This is a genomic window from Agromyces kandeliae, from assembly GCF_009674665.1.
GTDB classification, from domain to species: Bacteria; Actinomycetota; Actinomycetes; order Actinomycetales; family Microbacteriaceae; genus Agromyces; species Agromyces kandeliae.
In genome coordinates, this window is record NZ_WKJD01000019.1 from 38,402 (window position 1) to 53,331 (window position 14,930).

Genomic DNA, 14,930 nt, shown 5'->3' on the forward strand with positions numbered 1-14,930 from the left:
CCGGATTGGCAGCATTTCGGAACGCCGAACGACTGCGTGCGGCGGGAACCGGTCGTTCAGCCGACGAGCTTCTGCCAGCCGTCGCCCTCGGCGTGCTCGAAGATCAGGTTCGTCTCGGTGTGGGCGACGGCCGGGTGGCCGGTGAGGTGGGCGAGCACGAATTCGCGCAGCTCCTCCGCGTCGCGGGCGGCGACGTGGAGGAGGTAGTCCTCCGCGCCGGCCATGTGGAACACGCCGATCACGCCCGGCAGGTGCGGTACCGCGTTGCGGAAGGCGTCGATCTCGCTGCGGTCGTGCTTGACCAGCCGGATCGCGATGAGCGCCTGGAGCGAGACGCCGAGTGAGACGAGGTCGACGTCGACGCGGTACCCGCGGACGGTGCCGAGGCTCTGCAGGCGCCGGAGCCGCAGCGACACCGTCGACTCCGCCACGCCGACCTCGGCAGCGAGCGCTGCGCCCGAGGCCCGCGCGTTCTTCGACAGGGCGGTGAGCAGGGCCCGGTCGACCCGGTCGAGTTCCGCTTTCTGCGCCATGGTCGAGACCCTTCCAATCACGCGTGCACTTTCTTCTACGATTCTCGCTGATTCGCAAGTATCTTCGCAAGGCACCCGAACTAGTGACAGATTCTGTAGCCTGCTCGCATGCTGACACCGTCGTCGAACCTCGAGACCCGTGCCGTCCACGCTGGAATGGAAGGGGTGCACGAGGCGGGCTCCCACGTTCCCACCATCGATCTTTCCACGACGAATCCGCTCGGCGACGTCGAGAACGGCGGAATGTCCTACGAGGACCTCGCGACGGGCGGGTGCCTCACCGAGGGCCGCTCCGCGGTCTACCAGCGTCTCTGGCACCCCGGCGTCGCCCGGTTCGAGGCCGCGCTCGCCGACCTCGAGGGCGCCGACGGCTCCGTCGCGTTCGCCAGCGGCATGGCCGCGCTCGCCGCGACGCTCATCGCCGCGACGACCGCCGGTACCCCGCACGTCGTGGCCGTCCGCCCGCTCTACGGAGGCAGCGACCACGTCCTCGAGAGCGGCCTGCTCGGCACGAGCGTCACCTGGACCGACGTCGACGGCATCGCCGCGGCCATCCGCCCCGACACCGGTCTCGTGATCGTCGAGACACCGGCGAACCCGACGCTCGAACTGCTCGACCTCCGACGGGTGGCGGATGCCGCGGGCAGCGTGCCGCTCCTCGTCGACAACACGTTCGCGACCCCCGTGCTGCAGCGTCCGCTCGAGCACGGCGCGACCCTCGTGCTGCACAGCGCCACGAAGTACCTGGGCGGCCACGGGGACGCGATGGGCGGCGTCGTCGCGGGACCGACCGAATGGGTCGAGCGTCTCCGGCGGGTCCGCGCCCTGACCGGCGGCCTCCTGCACCCGATGGGCGCCTACCTCCTGCACCGCGGCATCCGCACCCTGCCGATCCGCGTGCGCGCGCAGCAGGAGACGGCCGGCGAGCTCGCCCGACGCCTCCAGGCGCACCCGGCCGTCGCCCGGGTCCGCTACCCGGGCCTGCCCGGACAGGACCCGCAGGGCCTCCTCGGCCGTCAGCTCGCGGGGCCCGGTTCGATCATCGCCATCGAGCTCGCAGGCGGCTACGACGCCGCCTGCCGCTTCACCGAGGCCTGTCGCCTCGTGACGCACGCGGTCTCGCTCGGCGGCGTCGACTCGCTCGTCCAGCACCCCGCGTCGCTCACGCACCGACCGGTCGCGGCGCATGCCAAGCCGGACGGCGGTGTCGTGCGACTGTCGATCGGGCTCGAGCACGTCGACGACCTGACGGCCGACCTGATGGCCGCACTCGACGCCGCGGCGGACGCTCAGGACCTCGGGCGCTCCTCGGAGCTCGCCGCATCTGCGGACGCGCTGGGCTGATCCGACGCACCCGGGTTGCGGATGCCGATCCACGACACGAGGCCGCCGACGAAGAGCAGCGCCGCGATCACGACCGCCGTGCGGCGGTAGCCGTCGACGTCCAGGGCGCCGGCGACGATGACGCCGATGGACGCCACCGAGACGAGTCCTGCGATGCGGGCGACGGCGTTGTTCACGGCCGAGCCGATACCGGCTCGCGACGGGTCCACCGCGCCGAGGATCGCCGACGTCAACGGGGCGACGGTCATCGCCATCCCGAGGCCGACCACCACCATGCCCGGGAAGACCTGCCACCAGTACTGGACGGGCACGTCGACGACCACGGTCAGCAGGTACCCGACGCCGACCACGACCGGTCCCGCGGACATGAAGAACCGCGGACCGAACTTCCCCCCGAGGGTGCCGAACCAGGAGCCGAGCAGCACGAGCAGCACCATCGGGGGCAGCGTGGCGAGGCCGGCGAGGGTCGCCGGGAATCCGCCGACCTCCTGCAGGAAGATCGGCAGCGCGAACAGGCCCAGCATGAACGCGGCGTAGATGAACCAGGTCGCGAGGTTGCCGGCTGCGAAGTTGCGCGCACGGAACAGCGACAGCGGGAGCATCGGTGCGGGTGCGCGCCGCTCCCACAGCACGAACGCGACGAGTGCGACGACGCCCACCAGCGCGGGAACGAACACGAGGGGGTCCGCCCAGCCGAGGCGGCCCTGCTCGATGAGCGCGAAGACCATGCCGCCGAGGCCCACGACGCCGAGGGTCGCGCCGAGCCAGTCGACGCGAGCCCGATCCGGGTTCGGCTCGTCGCGGCCCAGCGGGCGCATCATGATCAGGGCGACTGCGATCGGCAGCACGTTGATCGCGAACACGAGCCGCCACGAGACGAGGTCGACGAAGGCGCCGCCGAGGATCGGTCCGATGAGGAATGCGCTCGTCGTCCAGGCCGTCCACCGGCCGATCGCCCGGCCCTGCTCGGCTGACGGGAAGTTCGCGATGATGAGGGCGAGCGAGCTCGGCACGAGCAGCGCGCCGGCGGCGCCCTGCAGCGCACGCGCCACGACGAGCACCGTGCCGTCCACCGCGATCGCGCACACGATCGACGTGACGCCGAAGCCGTACAACCCGATGCGCAGCACCCGGAGTCGCCCGAACGAGTCGGAGAGCGATCCGGCGAGCAGGATGAGCGAGCCCAGGGTGAGGAGGTAGGCGTCGACCGCCCACTGCTGGAGCGTGAGCCCGCCTCCGAGTTCGGCCTCGATCGCCGGAAGCGCGATGTTGATCACCGCACCGTCGAGGAAGGCGATGAAGGCGACGATGATCGCGATGGCGAGCACGCGGCTGCGGCGGTCCATGGGCGCCATGCTACGCCGCACGGGCGACGGCGTCCGGGGCCTTGGTCGCGGGCGTCCGACGAAACTCATCGAGCCCCGCGGATGCCGCGGAAGCCGCGGCGCGGCCTCAGCGCCCGGACAGCCGGCGGCGCAGCAGCTCGATGCGCGACTGCAGCTGCGTCACGGTCGCCTGGGCGACCTCCGGGCCGCCGCACGCGCGCCGGAGCTCGGCATGGACGAGCGAGTGCGCCTGTCCCGTCTGTCGCGCGTAGAGGCCCACGAGGCTGTTCAGCAGCGAGCGCTGCTCCTTGAGCGTGCGGTACAGGGCCACCGGCTCGGCGCGCTCCTCGCCGTCGGCTTCCGCCGACTCCCCCGCGGCGAGCGCGTGCTTGCGGCGGTCGGATGCGCGGCGCGCCTGACGGGCCTGGCGGTGGCGGAGGAGCTCGCTGACCTGTTCGGGTTCGAGGATGCCGGGGATCCCGATGAAGTCGAGCTCCTCGTCGCTGCCCGGTTCGGCGAACGTGCCGAAGTCGGTGCCGTCGTAGACGACGCGGTCGAACGCGGCATCCGAACCGAGCGCCTGCCAGGTGAACTCGTCCTGGAGCTCGTCGGAGGCCGAGTCCTCGCGGTTCGCCGACTCGAGCAGCCCGTCCTCGAGGCCCGGATCGTCGTCGCCGTCCCCGCTGCGCCGGTCCAGCGCGTGATCGCGCTGCCGCTCGAGCTCGCCCGCGAGCGCCATCAGCACGGGCACGTTCGGAAGGAACACGGACGCGGTCTCCCCGCGGCGTCGGGCCCGCACGAACCGCCCGATCGCCTGTGCGAAGAACAGCGGGGTCGACGAGCTGGTCGCGTACACGCCCACGGCGAGGCGGGGCACGTCCACGCCCTCGGACACCATGCGGACGGCGACCATCCAGCGGCTCGTGCCCTCCGAGAACTCCTCGATCCGGCCGGACGCCTCCTTCTCGTCGGAGAGCACGACGGTGACCTTCTCGCCGCACACGCCCTCGAGGATCTCGGCGTACGCGCGCGCGGTCGACTGGTCGGTCGCGATGACGAGCCCGCCGGCGTCCGGGATCGCGTGCCGCACCTCGGTGAGGCGACGGTCGGCGGCCTGGAGCACGGACGGGATCCACTCCCCCGACGGTTCGAGCGCGGTCCGCCACGCCGCCGAGTGGATGTCCTTCGTGGCGTCCTCGCCGAGGCGCGCCTCCATCTCGTCGCCGGCCCTCGTGCGCCAGCGCATGCTGCCCGCGTAGACCATGAAGAGCACGGGGCGGACGACACCGTCCCGGAGGGCCCGGCCGTACCCGTAGTCGTAGTCCGTCCGCGAGATCCGGACGCCCTGCTCGTCGGGCGCGTAGTCGACGAAGGGGATCGGCGCGGTGTCGCTCCGGAACGGCGTGCCCGTGAGCGAGAGCCGGCGCGTCGCGGGCTCGAACGCCTCGCGGATCGCATCGCCCCAGGAGAGCGTGTCGCCGCCGTGGTGGACCTCGTCGAGGATCACGAGCGAGCGCCCGGAGAGGGTCAGCTCGCGGTGCAGCGCGGGCCGCACCGCGACCTGAGCGTACGTCACGGCGACGCCGTGGTAGTGCCGGGCCGAGCGCCCGTGCGCGTTGCGGAAGCCGGGATCGAGCCGGATGCCGACGCGCGCCGCGGCATCCGCCCATTGGCGCTTCAGGTGGTCGGTGGGGGCGACGACCGTGATGCGATCGATGGTGCGTCGAGCGCGCAGCTCCGCCGCGAGGCGGAGTGCGAACGTCGTCTTGCCGGCGCCCGGGGTCGCGGCGGCGAGGAAGTCGCGCGGCTCGGATGCGAAGTACTGCTCGAGCGCCTCGGCCTGCCAGGCACGCAGCTTCGACGCGGTGCCCCAAGGCGCACGGGCCGGGAAGGAGGGTGAGAGGTGCTCTGCGGCCGAGGTGCCGGGCAGGTGGCTGCCGGATGGGGTCGCGTTGCTCACTCTGCAGCACTGTAGTCGAGTCGACCGACACGGATGTCGCGCGACGCACGCACGTGCAGCCGACACGCCGCACCGCCGCCTCGCGGGCTGTGCAGAATGGAGGGATGGTCACGCAGCAGCATCCCTGGTCGAGATATGTCGCGATCGGCGACTCGTTCACGGAGGGCATCGGCGACCCGGAGCCCGGCGTGCCCGGCGGCCACCGCGGGTGGGCCGACCGCGTCGCCGAGGTCCTCTCGCAGGGTGCCGACGACTTCGCCTATGCGAACCTCGCGATCCGTGGCCGGCTCATCCAGCAGATCATCGACGAGCAGATCGAGCCCGCGCTCGAACTGCGCCCCGACCTCATCACGATCTCGGCCGGCGGCAACGACGTGATCCGTCCGCGAACGGATCCCGATGAGATCTCCGCCCGCTTCGAGTACGCGATCGAGCGGCTCGCGCGCGACCGGGCGACGATCGTCATCTTCACGGGCGTCGACGTCGGCTTCTCCCCCGTGTTCCGGGGCATCCGCGGCAAGGTCGCGATCTACAACGAGAACCTCCGCGCGATCGCGCAGAAGCACGACTGCCTCGTCGCCGACCAGTGGGCGCTCGCCGAGATCCAGGACCAGCGCATGTGGGACCGCGACCGCCTGCACCTGAACGCGCTGGGTCACCACACCGTGGCCCGGATGGTGCTGCAGTCGCTCAACGTCGAGAACGACCTCGAGCCGATGAAGCCCGAGCCGCTGCCCGAGCGCTCGTGGCGCGAGGCGCGGACGGAGGACCTCTCCTGGGCGCGCGAGTACCTCGTGCCCTGGGTCATCCGCCGGATCCGGCACCAGTCCTCCGGCGACCTCGTCACGCCGAAGCGGCCGGCGGCGGGACCGTACGCCTCGCGACCCGAGGCGAGGCCCGGCCACTGACGCGCGGCGACTCGGTCAGCCGGCGGGGGGCTCCGCCACGGCGCCCTCGTCGAGTGCGCCCGGGTTCGACAGGCGCCACCACGCGCCCGGGTCCTCGAGTGCACCGTCGACCGCGAGCGGCACCTCGATGACCTGGGTGCCGGCCGTGACCGTCGCGACGCCGACCTCCGCGCCGTCGTCGACGAGGCGCAGGGGCCCGGCCTCGACGGCGATGTCGACGGGCGTGTCCGACCAGACGACGACGGTCGCCCCCTCGGTCGTGACGGCCTCGGCCGTGTCGCCCCACGGCGTCGCGTACGCGGCGAGCGGCCGACCGGCCTCGAGCGCGACGACCTCGTGGAACCCGGGCCCGATCGAGTCGACGAGCCCTGCGACGGCCCCGCGCACGAGCGCGTGCGTGTCGCCGCCGAGCACCACGCCGACCAATGTGACGGAGCTCTCGCCGACCGCCACGTCTGCGGAGAAGAGCAGGTTCGCCGCGTCATCCGTCGTGCCCGTCTTGATGCCGTCGATGCCGTGCGTGCCGAGCAGCCGGTTCGAGTTCTCGATCGTGCCGAGTTCCGGGATGGCGACCGACCGGGTGGCGACGATCTGGGCGAGCGTCGGGTTCTCGAGCGCGATCTCGCCGAGCCGGACGAGGTCGGCGGCGGTGCTGACGTCGTCGAGCGAGAGACCGCTCGTGTCCACCACGCGCGTCTCGGTCAGCCCGTGTCCGGACAGCCACGCGGACGCCCGCTCGAGGTACCCGTCGACCGAACCGAACGCCCAGTTCGCGAGCGAGATGCTGTAGTTGTTGCCCGACGGCAGCATCATCGCCTCGAGGCTCTCCTTCAGCGAGAGCTCGGAACCGGCGACGACCGGCGCGACGGAACCGTTCTGGGCGACCATGTCCCAGTAGATGTCGACGTCGGCGTCGGTGTAGGCGATCTGCGGGCCGCCCTCGCCGGCGGGGATCGGGTGCTCCTCGAGCACGACGAGCGCCGTGATGACCTTGGCGATGCTCGCCATCGGCATCGGGGTGTCCTCGCCCCCTGCGGCCATCAGGCCGTCGAACCCGACGGCGCCGACCGCCCACGTGCCGAACCCGGGCTGGGCGACCTCCTGGGCCTGCGCGGCGATCGGCGCGGGGTCGGCGATCGCGGGCTCCGCGGCCGGGACCGGTGCGCCGAGCGCCGACGAGGTGTACATGCCGCCGCCGATGAACAGCCCGAGGAGGACGGCGAGGACGGCGACCGCGACGATCCGCCGCCGCCGGTAGACCGCGGCCGACGGCTTCGGGGGTCGCGTCGGGGTGGGCGGAGCCGGGTCGAGCGTGCGAGACATCCGTTGCAGGATACCCAGCCGACCTATGCGATCGCGTACAACGCCACGGCGGCGGCGGCCGCCACGTTCAGCGAGTCCACGCCGCGGGCCATCGGGATCGTCACGATCGTGTCGGCCGCGGCGAGCGCCTGGCGGGACAGGCCGTCCCCCTCCGCGCCGAGCACGAGCGCCAGCCGCTCGGGAGGGTCGGCGGCCAGCTCCCGGAGGCTCACGGCGTCGTCGGCGAGTGCGAGCGCCGCGACGCGGAACCCGTGGGCGGTGAGCAGCTCGCGCGCCTCGCCCCACTCGGGCAGCCGCGTCCAGGGCACCTGGAAGACCGTGCCCATGCTCACGCGCACGCTCCTCCGATAGAGCGGGTCGGCGCACCGGGGCGTGACGAGCACGGCGCCCGCGCCGAGCGCCGCGACCGAGCGGAGGATCGCGCCGACGTTGGTGTGGTCGACGATGTCCTCGAGGACGACGACGCGTCGGGCGCCGGCGAGGAGGTCGCCCGGGTCCGGCAGCACGGGGCGCTCGAACGCCGCCAGCGCGCCGCGGTGCACGCGGTACCCGGTGATCGCCTCGAGCCCAGCGGGGTCGGCGAGGTGCACGGGGATGTCGAACGGCGCGAGATGGGGTTCGAGGTCGGCGAGCCACTTCTCCTCCATGAGCACGGAACGCGGCGTGCACCCGGCGGCGATGGCGCGGCGGATGACCTTGGCGGACTCGGCGATGAACACGCCCCGCTCGGGCTCGGTGATGCTGCGGAGGGCGACATCGGTGAGCCTGGCGTAGTCGGCCACGGCGTCGGATGTCGCGTCGGTGACGTGTTCGATGCGCATGGGTCCTCCCGGTCGTCGCGCGGCATCCGGAAACATTCCGGAAAAGCCGCATGTCTAGAATCGCAGCACGGTCGAAGGGAGACGCGCGTGGTCACTGGGATCGAGGCTCCGGCGCCGTCCGATGTGCTGCTGGACGAGGCGATCCGCCTCATGCGCGGGTCCCGCGTGGCGGTGCTGACGGGCGCGGGCGTGAGCACCGACTCGGGCATCCCCGACTATCGGGGCGAGGGAGCGCCGGTGCGCACGCCCATGACTGCGCAGACGTTCGTGGCGTCCGAGGCGGCGCGGAAGCGGTACTGGGCGGGCAGCCACCTCGGCTGGCGCACCTTCGGCACCGCGCAGCCGAACGACGGGCATCGCGCCCTCGCACGACTCGAGGAGTCGGGGGTCGTCTCGGGCGTCGTCACGCAGAACGTCGACGGGCTGCACCGTCGCGCGGGCAGTTCGCACGTGGTGGAGCTGCACGGCGCCTCCGACCGGGTGGTGTGCCTCTCGTGCGGTCAGGTGTTCGCACGCCAGTCCGTCGCCGACCGACTGGCCGAGCTGAACCCGCACATCGACCTCGACGTCGCGATCCGGCCGGCGCCCGACGGCGACGTCGAGGTCGACGACGTGGAGTCGATGGCGATCCCGTCGTGCACGGTGTGCGGCGGCATCCTCAAGCCCGACGTGGTGTTCTTCGGCGAGTTCGTTCCGACGCCCGTGTACCGGCAGGCCGCGGCGCTCGTGCAGCGCGCCGACGTGATGCTCGTGGCGGGCTCGTCGCTGGTCGTGAACTCCGGCGTGCGCCTGCTCGAGATCGCCCGCCGACGCCGCGTGCCCATCGTGGTCGTGAACCGGGGCATCACGAAGGGCGACAGCCGGGCCACGGTGAAGCTCGACGCGGGCGCGACCGAGACGCTCACCGCGATGGCCGCGGCGCTCGCCTGACCCCCGCGGACCGGGCGGGCGGAGCTCAGCGCCGCCGCCGCGAGTGCGCAGCGCGCCGATTGGTGCCGCCGACGTCGGCGAGCACCTCGAGCAGCCGCTCGGCGGACGCGCTCCACGTGAACCGCCGCGCGATGTCGACGGATGCCGCGGACCGTCGTTCCCACTCCCCGGGCGCGTCGAGCGAGGCGATCGCGCGGGCCGCGGCATCCGCATCGTCGACGGCGAAGTAGGTCGCCGCCTCGCCGCCGATCTCGCGGAAGATCGGGATGTCGCTCACGACGACGGGCGTGCCGAGGCGCATCGCCTCGACGAGCGGGATGCCGAAGCCCTCGGCCTTCGACGCCGTGACGAGCGCCGTCGCGCCGGAGAGCACACGCGCGTACTCCTCGTCGGTCGCTCCGTCGTGGAACACGAGCCGCGCCTCGGGCGCCATGCGGGTCAGCCTCCGCCGCTGCTCGTCGGAGACGCGGCTCATGAGGTGCAGTTCGTGGTCGGGCAGCTGCGCGACCGCGCGCACGAGCGTCTCGACGCCCTTGTACGACATGAACGAGCCCATGTAGACGAGCCGGCCGCCCTCGGGACGGGCGCGGGGCAGCCGCGGCGTGCCGATCTCGTCGGCCGCGTTCTGGACCACGGTGAGCGGCCGCTTCGTGAGGCGGTGCTTCCGGATGAGGCCGGCGCTCGTCTCGGACACCGTCACGACCGCGTCGGCGCGGTTCAGGAGCATCCGCTGCGGCCACCACATCAGGTGGTACAGCCGCCACAGCACGCGCACGAACGCCGGCAGGTCGCGCGGCGGGGTGCGGTTCTCGTAGTAGATCAGGTCGTGCAGCGTCAGCACGAGGCCGTAGTCGCGCCCCCACGAGCCCATGGTCTGCATGGGCGAGAACACCACGTCGGGCCGGAGCTTGCGCACCTGGCGGGCGACCCACGGCTCGCGCACGCTCGTCGGCCCGCTCACGATCTCCCACGGCAGCGCGGGCAGCTTGTCGAGCTGCCGGTGATCGCTGATCAGCATGGTGAGGGGGTGCCGCTTCGCGAGTTCGGCGACGATCCCCGCGGTGAACCGGCTGATCCCGTCGTGGTGGTCGATCCGGACGTACCGGCAGTCGACGACGAGCCTCACGCCCGCTCCCCCTCGACGAACACGCGGATGTGTCCCGCCGCCTCGCCTGGCGTCTCGTAGTGGATCAGGTGGCCGACGTCGGGGATGACGGCGAGCGTCGCGTCCTCGAACAGCGGACGCAGCCGGTACTGGGCCTCGAGCGGCGTGACGTCGTCCTCCTCCGCGACGACCAGCAGGGTGGGCGTGGAGATGGCGGGCGCGTACTCGCGCACGTCGTGCCCGACGGATGCCTCGAACGCCTGGAGCACGGCATCGCGGTCGTCGAACGCGGAGAAGTACCGGTCGTGCTGGTCGTGGATGAAGCGTCGAAGCTCCGGGTCGCGGGTCTTGGCCATCGTGACGCTCATGACCCGCACGATCGCGCCGTTGCGGAGCAGCGCGAAGCCGGCGCGCTCGGGAAGCGCCGCGGCGGCCCGGTAGTAGCCGACCGCGAGCCGCGTCATGATCGCGCGCGGCCCCTCGAGGGCGGGCGCGCCGATCGGGTTGAGCAGGATGAGCCGGTCGGGTGCGAGGCCGGATGCCACCGCGGAGCTCGTGACGATCGAGCCGAACGAGTGGCCGAGCAGGGTCCATTCGCCGGAGTGCGCCGCGGCATCCGCGACCCCCGTCTCGTCGACGAAGGCGACGAGCCACTCGGCGTACGCGTCGATGTCGTGCGGTCGGTCGGCGAATGTCGACGACGCGCCGAACCCGGGCAGGTCGGGGATGATCACGCGGTATCCGGGCAGCTTCGCCACGATCGGCTCGAGGCCGTGGTGGTCGCCGCGGAAGCCGTGCACCGCGACGATGGCGGGGCCGTCCTCCGGTCCGTACTCCCACCATGCGGTCTCGCTGCCCTGGACGAGGGCACGGTGCTCGCGGACGGGGATCCGCGCGAGGTCGACGGCGTACGGTGAGGCGATCATCCCCAGCATCCTACGGCGCGTCACCTGAGCGCTGTCGGAGGCCGCCGATACCGTGACCGGCATGGAGCCCTCCCCCGTCGCATCCTGGGCCGACACCCTCGCGGTGTTCGACCTCGAGACCACCGGCATCGACATCGACACGTGCCGCATCGTCACCGCCCACGTCGGCGTGATCGGGGCCGACGGGGCCGTGCTCGAGCAACGCCAGTGGCTCGTCGATCCCGGCGTCGAGATCCCGACCGCCGCCTCGCTCATCCACGGCGTGAGCACCGAGCGGGCGCGGCTCGAGGGGCAGCCGGCCGCGCAGGCGGTCGCCGAGATCATCGAAGCGCTCCGGGATGCCGCGGGCCGCGGCTACCCGATCGTCGCCTACAACGCCGCCTACGACCTCTCCGTGCTGCACCGCGAGGCCGAGCGCTATGCGCACGAGGCGTTCCGCGGCCCGGGCTTCGTGATCGACCCGCTCGTGATCGACAAAGCCGTCGACCGCTTCCGGCGTGGCAAGCGCACGCTCACGGCGGCGTGCGAGCACTACGGGGTCGAACTCACCGCGGCGCACGACGCGGGCGCCGACGCGATCGCCGCGGGCCGGGTGGCCCAGGCGATCGCCCGTTCGTTCCCCGAGGTGGCCGCCACCGCCATCGCCGAGCTCCACGCCAGCCAGGTCGACTGGTCGCGCGAGCAGGCCGAGAGCTACCAGGAATGGCGGCGGATGAACGGCGAGCCGGAGTTCACCACGTCGGGGGCCTGGCCGCTCCGCTGAATCCGGGCCGGAAGTCCATCGCGCCGCAGCCGCCGAAGTGGGAGCCTTGAGCCATGTCGGAACGACTCCCCGAACGCCCAGCGACCGACGCGCTCGTCGAGTCGAGCGCCCTGTGGATCCTCGGGGACAGTCCGCCGGGCTTCCTCGTCGACGCGGCCGTCGAGGCCACGGTCGCCGGCCTCGACTCCCCGGCGCTGCACGAGCTCGCCGGCATGTCCGACGCGGACTCGCCATGGGACCTCAGGGAGGCGCTCGGACGCGCGCTCGCCGAGCTCGGGACCGCCGTGCCCGACCCGCGCGAGCCGGCCACCCTGCGGCTCGCGCTCCGCGAGCTCGCCGCGCAGTTCCTCCACGAGCGCATCTCGATCCGCGAGCTCGTCGACCGCGCGCGCTCGGTGATCGACGAGGGCACGGGCACGCCCCACGAGGCGGCGGCACTGCTCGCCGCGGGCGAGGCGCTCGATGCCGGGCGCATCACCGCGCATCAGGCGCAGCTCGACGCGCTCGATTGGGCCGCGGGGCTGACCCGGGCATGACGAAGGGGCGGGCGACCGGAGTCGCCCGCCCCTGTCGTGGAGCGTCTTACGCGCCGAAGCCCTTGAAGCGCTTGTTGAACTTCTCGACGCGACCCGCCGAGTCCATGATGCGCTGCTTGCCCGTGTAGAACGGGTGCGAGGCCGACGAGATCTCGACGTCGATCACCGGGTAGGTCTCGCCGTCGAGTTCGATGGTCTTGTCGCTCGTGACCGTCGAGCGGGTGAGGAACGTCTCGCCCGAGGCGAGGTCGCGGAAGACGACGGCGTTGTACTCGGGGTGGATGTCGGTCTTCATGAGAATCCTTGCTTGATCGGATGTTGGGGTCACCCCGCCTCGAGGGCAGGGAAGTGCGTCGGCCTTTGGCCAAAACACGATTCTAGCAGAGACGTGCCTCTCGGTGCGTCAACGTGCGGCGCGTGCCGTGAAGCGGCCGTCGCGCTCGCTGAGCTCGATCGGCATGCCGAAGGTGTCGCTGAGCGTCTCGGACGTGAGCGCCTCGGCGATCGGTCCCGCCGAGCGGATCCCGCCGTCGGCGAGGAGCAGGGCGTGCGTGAAGCCCTCCGGGATCTCCTCGACGTGGTGGGTCACCATGACGATCGCGGGCGACGACTTCGAGGACGCATAGCCGCCGAGGAGTGCGACGAGCTCCTCGCGAGCGCCGAGGTCGAGGCTCGCCGCCGGCTCGTCGAGCAGCAGCAGCTCGGGATCGGTCATGACCGAACGCGCGATCTGCACCCGCTTCTGCTCTCCGTCGGACAGGCTGCCGAAGCGGCGCTCCGCGAAGCCGTCGAGGCCCCATTCCTTGAGCACGCGCTGCGCGCGACGGTCGTCGATCGACTCGTACTCCTCGTTCCATCGGCCGGTGACCGAGTACGCCGCGGTGAGCACGGTGTCGAGCACGCTCTCGTTCCGCGGGATGAGCCGGGCCATCGCCGTCGAGGCGAACCCGATCATCGGGCGAAGCTCGAACACGTCGACCTTGCCGAGCGCCTCCTGCAGCACCTCGACCGAGCCGCGCGTGGGGTGCATCGCGGCCGCGGCGATCTGGAGCAGCGTGGTCTTGCCCGCGCCGTTCGGCCCGAGGACCACCCAGCGCTCATCGGAGGCCACGTTCCAGTCGATGTCGTCGAGGATCGTGTTGCCATCGCGAATCACCGACACATGCTGGAACTGCAGAACCGTAGACGCCATGGTCTCCAGCCTAGTGGGACCCGGCGGACGGACCCGCGCACGGGACACCCCTCAGCGGCCCGCCAGGACGCGCTCGTAGAGCGCCCGCGTCTCGGCCGCGATCGCGTCCCACGCGAAGTGCTCCTCCGCGCGCCGTCGGCCCGCCGCGCCCATCTCCCGAGCGCGGCCGGGGTCGGCGACCACACGCTCGAGCGCCGCGGCGAGGTCGGCGACGAAGCGGTCGGGATCGAGCGGCGTGCCGGTGCCGTCGTCGTGCTGCTCGATCGGCACGAGCACGCCCGTGACGCCGTCGTCGACGACCTCGGGGATGCCGCCCGTCGCCGTGCCGACGACCGCGGCGCCGCACGCCATCGCCTCGAGGTTCACGATGCCGAGCGGCTCGTAGACGGACGGGCAGACGAAGCAGGTCGCCGCGGTGAGGAGCGCCGTGAGCTCGTTCCGCGGCAGGTGCCGGTCGATCCAGACGACGCCCTGGCGCGTCGCCGCCAGCTCGTCGACGAGCCCCGAGACCTCGGCCATGATCTCCGGGGTGTCGGGCGCTCCGGCGCACAGCACGAGCTGCACGTCGTCGGGCAGGGACCGCGCCGCGCGCAGCAGGTAGGGCAGTCCCTTCTGCCGCGTGATCCGGCCGACGAACACGATCGACGGGCGGTCGGGATCGAGACCGAGCGAACGCGCCAGGTCGGGGTCGTCGTTGGGACGCCAGTCGGCGAGGTCGATGCCGTTGTAGACGACCGAGACCTTCGCCGGGTCGATGTCGGGATAGGAGCGCAGGATGTCGCGCCGCATCCCGTCGCTCACGGCGATCACGGCGTCCGCGTCCTCGAACGAAGTCCGCTCGACCCAGCTCGACACGCGGTAGCCGCCGCCCAGCTGCTCGGCCTTCCAGGGTCGGAGCGGCTCGAGGCTGTGGGCGGTGACGACATGCGGGATGCCGTGCAGCGCCTTGGCGGTGAAGCCCGCGAAGTTCGCGTACCAGGTGTGCGAGTGCACGAGGTCGGCGCCGGAGGCATCCTGCGCCATCAGGAGGTCGACGCCCATGGTCGACAGTGCGGCGTTGGCGCCCGCGAACTCTGCGGGGGTCGGGTACGCGGTCGTCCCGGCCTCCTCGCGCGGGCTGCCGAAGCATCGCACCCGCACGTCGATGTCGCGACGGAGCGCGCGGACGAGTTCGGCGACGTGTACGCCGGCCCCTCCGTAGATCTCGGGCGGGTATTCGCGCGTGAGCAGGTCGACTCGCATGCGGCAACGTTAGTCCGAGTCG

15 protein-coding genes are annotated in these 14,930 nt (G+C 72.2%); 5 read left to right on the forward strand and 10 right to left on the reverse strand.

Annotation, left to right across the window (positions count from 1 at the left end):
• Positions 1-56: 56 nt before the first annotated feature.
• Positions 57-533 (reverse strand): Lrp/AsnC family transcriptional regulator, encoded by a 477-nt coding sequence (locus tag GJR97_RS14115; RefSeq protein WP_129233612.1) that lies wholly within the window; start codon positions 531-533, stop codon positions 57-59.
• A 108-nt stretch (positions 534-641) separates the two neighbouring features.
• Here GJR97_RS14115 and GJR97_RS14120 point away from each other — a divergent pair, with 108 nt between their 5' ends.
• On the forward strand, positions 642-1,877 hold the full coding sequence (locus GJR97_RS14120; RefSeq protein WP_154347455.1) for a trans-sulfuration enzyme family protein: 1,236 nt from the start codon (positions 642-644) through the stop codon (positions 1,875-1,877).
• Here GJR97_RS14120 and GJR97_RS14125 read toward each other — a convergent pair.
• Entirely contained in the window at positions 1,823-3,223 is a 1,401-nt protein-coding gene (locus GJR97_RS14125) for a DHA2 family efflux MFS transporter permease subunit (RefSeq protein ID WP_154347456.1), read from the reverse strand. The two genes, GJR97_RS14120 and GJR97_RS14125, sit on opposite strands and share 55 nt — an antisense overlap.
• A gap of 106 nt (positions 3,224-3,329) precedes the next feature.
• On the reverse strand, positions 3,330-5,162 hold the full coding sequence (locus tag GJR97_RS14130) for a DEAD/DEAH box helicase (RefSeq protein ID WP_324613515.1): 1,833 nt from the start codon (positions 5,160-5,162) through the stop codon (positions 3,330-3,332).
• Between the two features lie 104 nt (positions 5,163-5,266).
• On the opposite strand from GJR97_RS14130, the gene GJR97_RS14135 reads away from it, so the two are divergent.
• Positions 5,267-6,070: an SGNH/GDSL hydrolase family protein gene (locus GJR97_RS14135; protein WP_154347457.1), complete on the forward strand. Its 804-nt coding sequence runs from the start codon at positions 5,267-5,269 to the stop codon at positions 6,068-6,070.
• Between the two features lie 15 nt (positions 6,071-6,085).
• Here GJR97_RS14135 and GJR97_RS14140 read toward each other — a convergent pair whose 3' ends face one another.
• Positions 6,086-7,393, reverse strand: a complete 1,308-nt coding sequence (locus GJR97_RS14140) for a D-alanyl-D-alanine carboxypeptidase family protein (RefSeq protein ID WP_154347458.1) — start codon at positions 7,391-7,393, stop codon at positions 6,086-6,088.
• A 23-nt stretch (positions 7,394-7,416) separates the two neighbouring features.
• Positions 7,417-8,214, reverse strand: coding sequence for a TrmH family RNA methyltransferase (locus GJR97_RS14145; RefSeq protein WP_154347459.1), 798 nt, complete (start codon positions 8,212-8,214; stop codon positions 7,417-7,419).
• Between the two features lie 150 nt (positions 8,215-8,364).
• On the opposite strand from GJR97_RS14145, the gene GJR97_RS14150 reads away from it, so the two are divergent.
• On the forward strand, positions 8,365-9,144 hold the full coding sequence (locus GJR97_RS14150) for a Sir2 family NAD-dependent protein deacetylase (protein ID WP_154347692.1): 780 nt from the start codon (positions 8,365-8,367) through the stop codon (positions 9,142-9,144).
• Positions 9,145-9,169: 25 nt separating this feature from the next.
• Here GJR97_RS14150 and GJR97_RS14155 read toward each other — a convergent pair whose 3' ends face one another.
• Both GJR97_RS14155 and GJR97_RS14160 read right to left on the reverse strand, forming a co-directional pair.
• Positions 9,170-10,270: a glycosyltransferase family 4 protein gene (locus GJR97_RS14155; protein ID WP_324613516.1), complete on the reverse strand. Its 1,101-nt coding sequence runs from the start codon at positions 10,268-10,270 to the stop codon at positions 9,170-9,172.
• The gene (locus GJR97_RS14160) at positions 10,267-11,175 is read right to left on the reverse strand and encodes an alpha/beta fold hydrolase (protein ID WP_154347460.1); all 909 of its coding nucleotides are present in this window, start codon (positions 11,173-11,175) and stop codon (positions 10,267-10,269) included. The genes GJR97_RS14155 and GJR97_RS14160 overlap by 4 nt, the downstream gene beginning before the upstream one ends.
• 61 nt (positions 11,176-11,236) lie before the next feature.
• Here GJR97_RS14160 and GJR97_RS14165 point away from each other — a divergent pair, with 61 nt between their 5' ends.
• A complete protein-coding gene (locus GJR97_RS14165) occupies positions 11,237-11,938 on the forward strand; it encodes an exonuclease domain-containing protein (protein ID WP_154347461.1) in 702 nt (233 codons plus the stop codon).
• Between the two features lie 53 nt (positions 11,939-11,991).
• Positions 11,992-12,474, forward strand: a complete 483-nt coding sequence (locus GJR97_RS14170; RefSeq protein WP_154347462.1) for a hypothetical protein — start codon at positions 11,992-11,994, stop codon at positions 12,472-12,474.
• A 46-nt stretch (positions 12,475-12,520) separates the two neighbouring features.
• Here the strand turns inward: GJR97_RS14170 and GJR97_RS14175 are convergent, their stop codons facing one another.
• The 3 genes from GJR97_RS14175 to glgA form a co-directional block, all read right to left on the reverse strand.
• On the reverse strand, positions 12,521-12,769 hold the full coding sequence (locus GJR97_RS14175; protein WP_129233276.1) for a type B 50S ribosomal protein L31: 249 nt from the start codon (positions 12,767-12,769) through the stop codon (positions 12,521-12,523).
• Positions 12,770-12,877: 108 nt separating this feature from the next.
• A complete protein-coding gene (locus tag GJR97_RS14180) occupies positions 12,878-13,666 on the reverse strand; it encodes an ABC transporter ATP-binding protein (RefSeq protein WP_154347463.1) in 789 nt (262 codons plus the stop codon).
• Positions 13,667-13,717: 51 nt separating this feature from the next.
• Positions 13,718-14,908: a glycogen synthase gene (glgA, locus tag GJR97_RS14185; protein ID WP_154347464.1), complete on the reverse strand. Its 1,191-nt coding sequence runs from the start codon at positions 14,906-14,908 to the stop codon at positions 13,718-13,720.
• Positions 14,909-14,930: the final 22 nt, after the last annotated feature.

Bases quoted from the DNA above. Each gene is read 5' to 3' on its own strand.
- GJR97_RS14175 (WP_129233276.1), bottom strand. From the start codon at position 12,769: ATGAAGACCGACATCCACCCCGAGTACAACGCCGTCGTCTTCCGCGAC.
- GJR97_RS14170 (WP_154347462.1), top strand. From the start codon at position 11,992: ATGTCGGAACGACTCCCCGAACGCCCAGCGACCGACGCGCTCGTCGAG.
- GJR97_RS14180 (WP_154347463.1), bottom strand. From the start codon at position 13,666: ATGGCGTCTACGGTTCTGCAGTTCCAGCATGTGTCGGTGATTCGCGAT.
- glgA (WP_154347464.1), bottom strand. From the start codon at position 14,908: ATGCGAGTCGACCTGCTCACGCGCGAATACCCGCCCGAGATCTACGGA.
- GJR97_RS14125 (WP_154347456.1), bottom strand. From the start codon at position 3,223: ATGGACCGCCGCAGCCGCGTGCTCGCCATCGCGATCATCGTCGCCTTC.
- GJR97_RS14115 (WP_129233612.1), bottom strand. From the start codon at position 533: ATGGCGCAGAAAGCGGAACTCGACCGGGTCGACCGGGCCCTGCTCACC.
- GJR97_RS14160 (WP_154347460.1), bottom strand. From the start codon at position 11,175: ATGATCGCCTCACCGTACGCCGTCGACCTCGCGCGGATCCCCGTCCGC.
- GJR97_RS14145 (WP_154347459.1), bottom strand. From the start codon at position 8,214: ATGCGCATCGAACACGTCACCGACGCGACATCCGACGCCGTGGCCGAC.
- GJR97_RS14120 (WP_154347455.1), top strand. From the start codon at position 642: ATGCTGACACCGTCGTCGAACCTCGAGACCCGTGCCGTCCACGCTGGA.
- GJR97_RS14140 (WP_154347458.1), bottom strand. From the start codon at position 7,393: ATGTCTCGCACGCTCGACCCGGCTCCGCCCACCCCGACGCGACCCCCG.
- GJR97_RS14165 (WP_154347461.1), top strand. From the start codon at position 11,237: ATGGAGCCCTCCCCCGTCGCATCCTGGGCCGACACCCTCGCGGTGTTC.
- GJR97_RS14150 (WP_154347692.1), top strand. From the start codon at position 8,365: ATGCGCGGGTCCCGCGTGGCGGTGCTGACGGGCGCGGGCGTGAGCACC.
- GJR97_RS14135 (WP_154347457.1), top strand. From the start codon at position 5,267: ATGGTCACGCAGCAGCATCCCTGGTCGAGATATGTCGCGATCGGCGAC.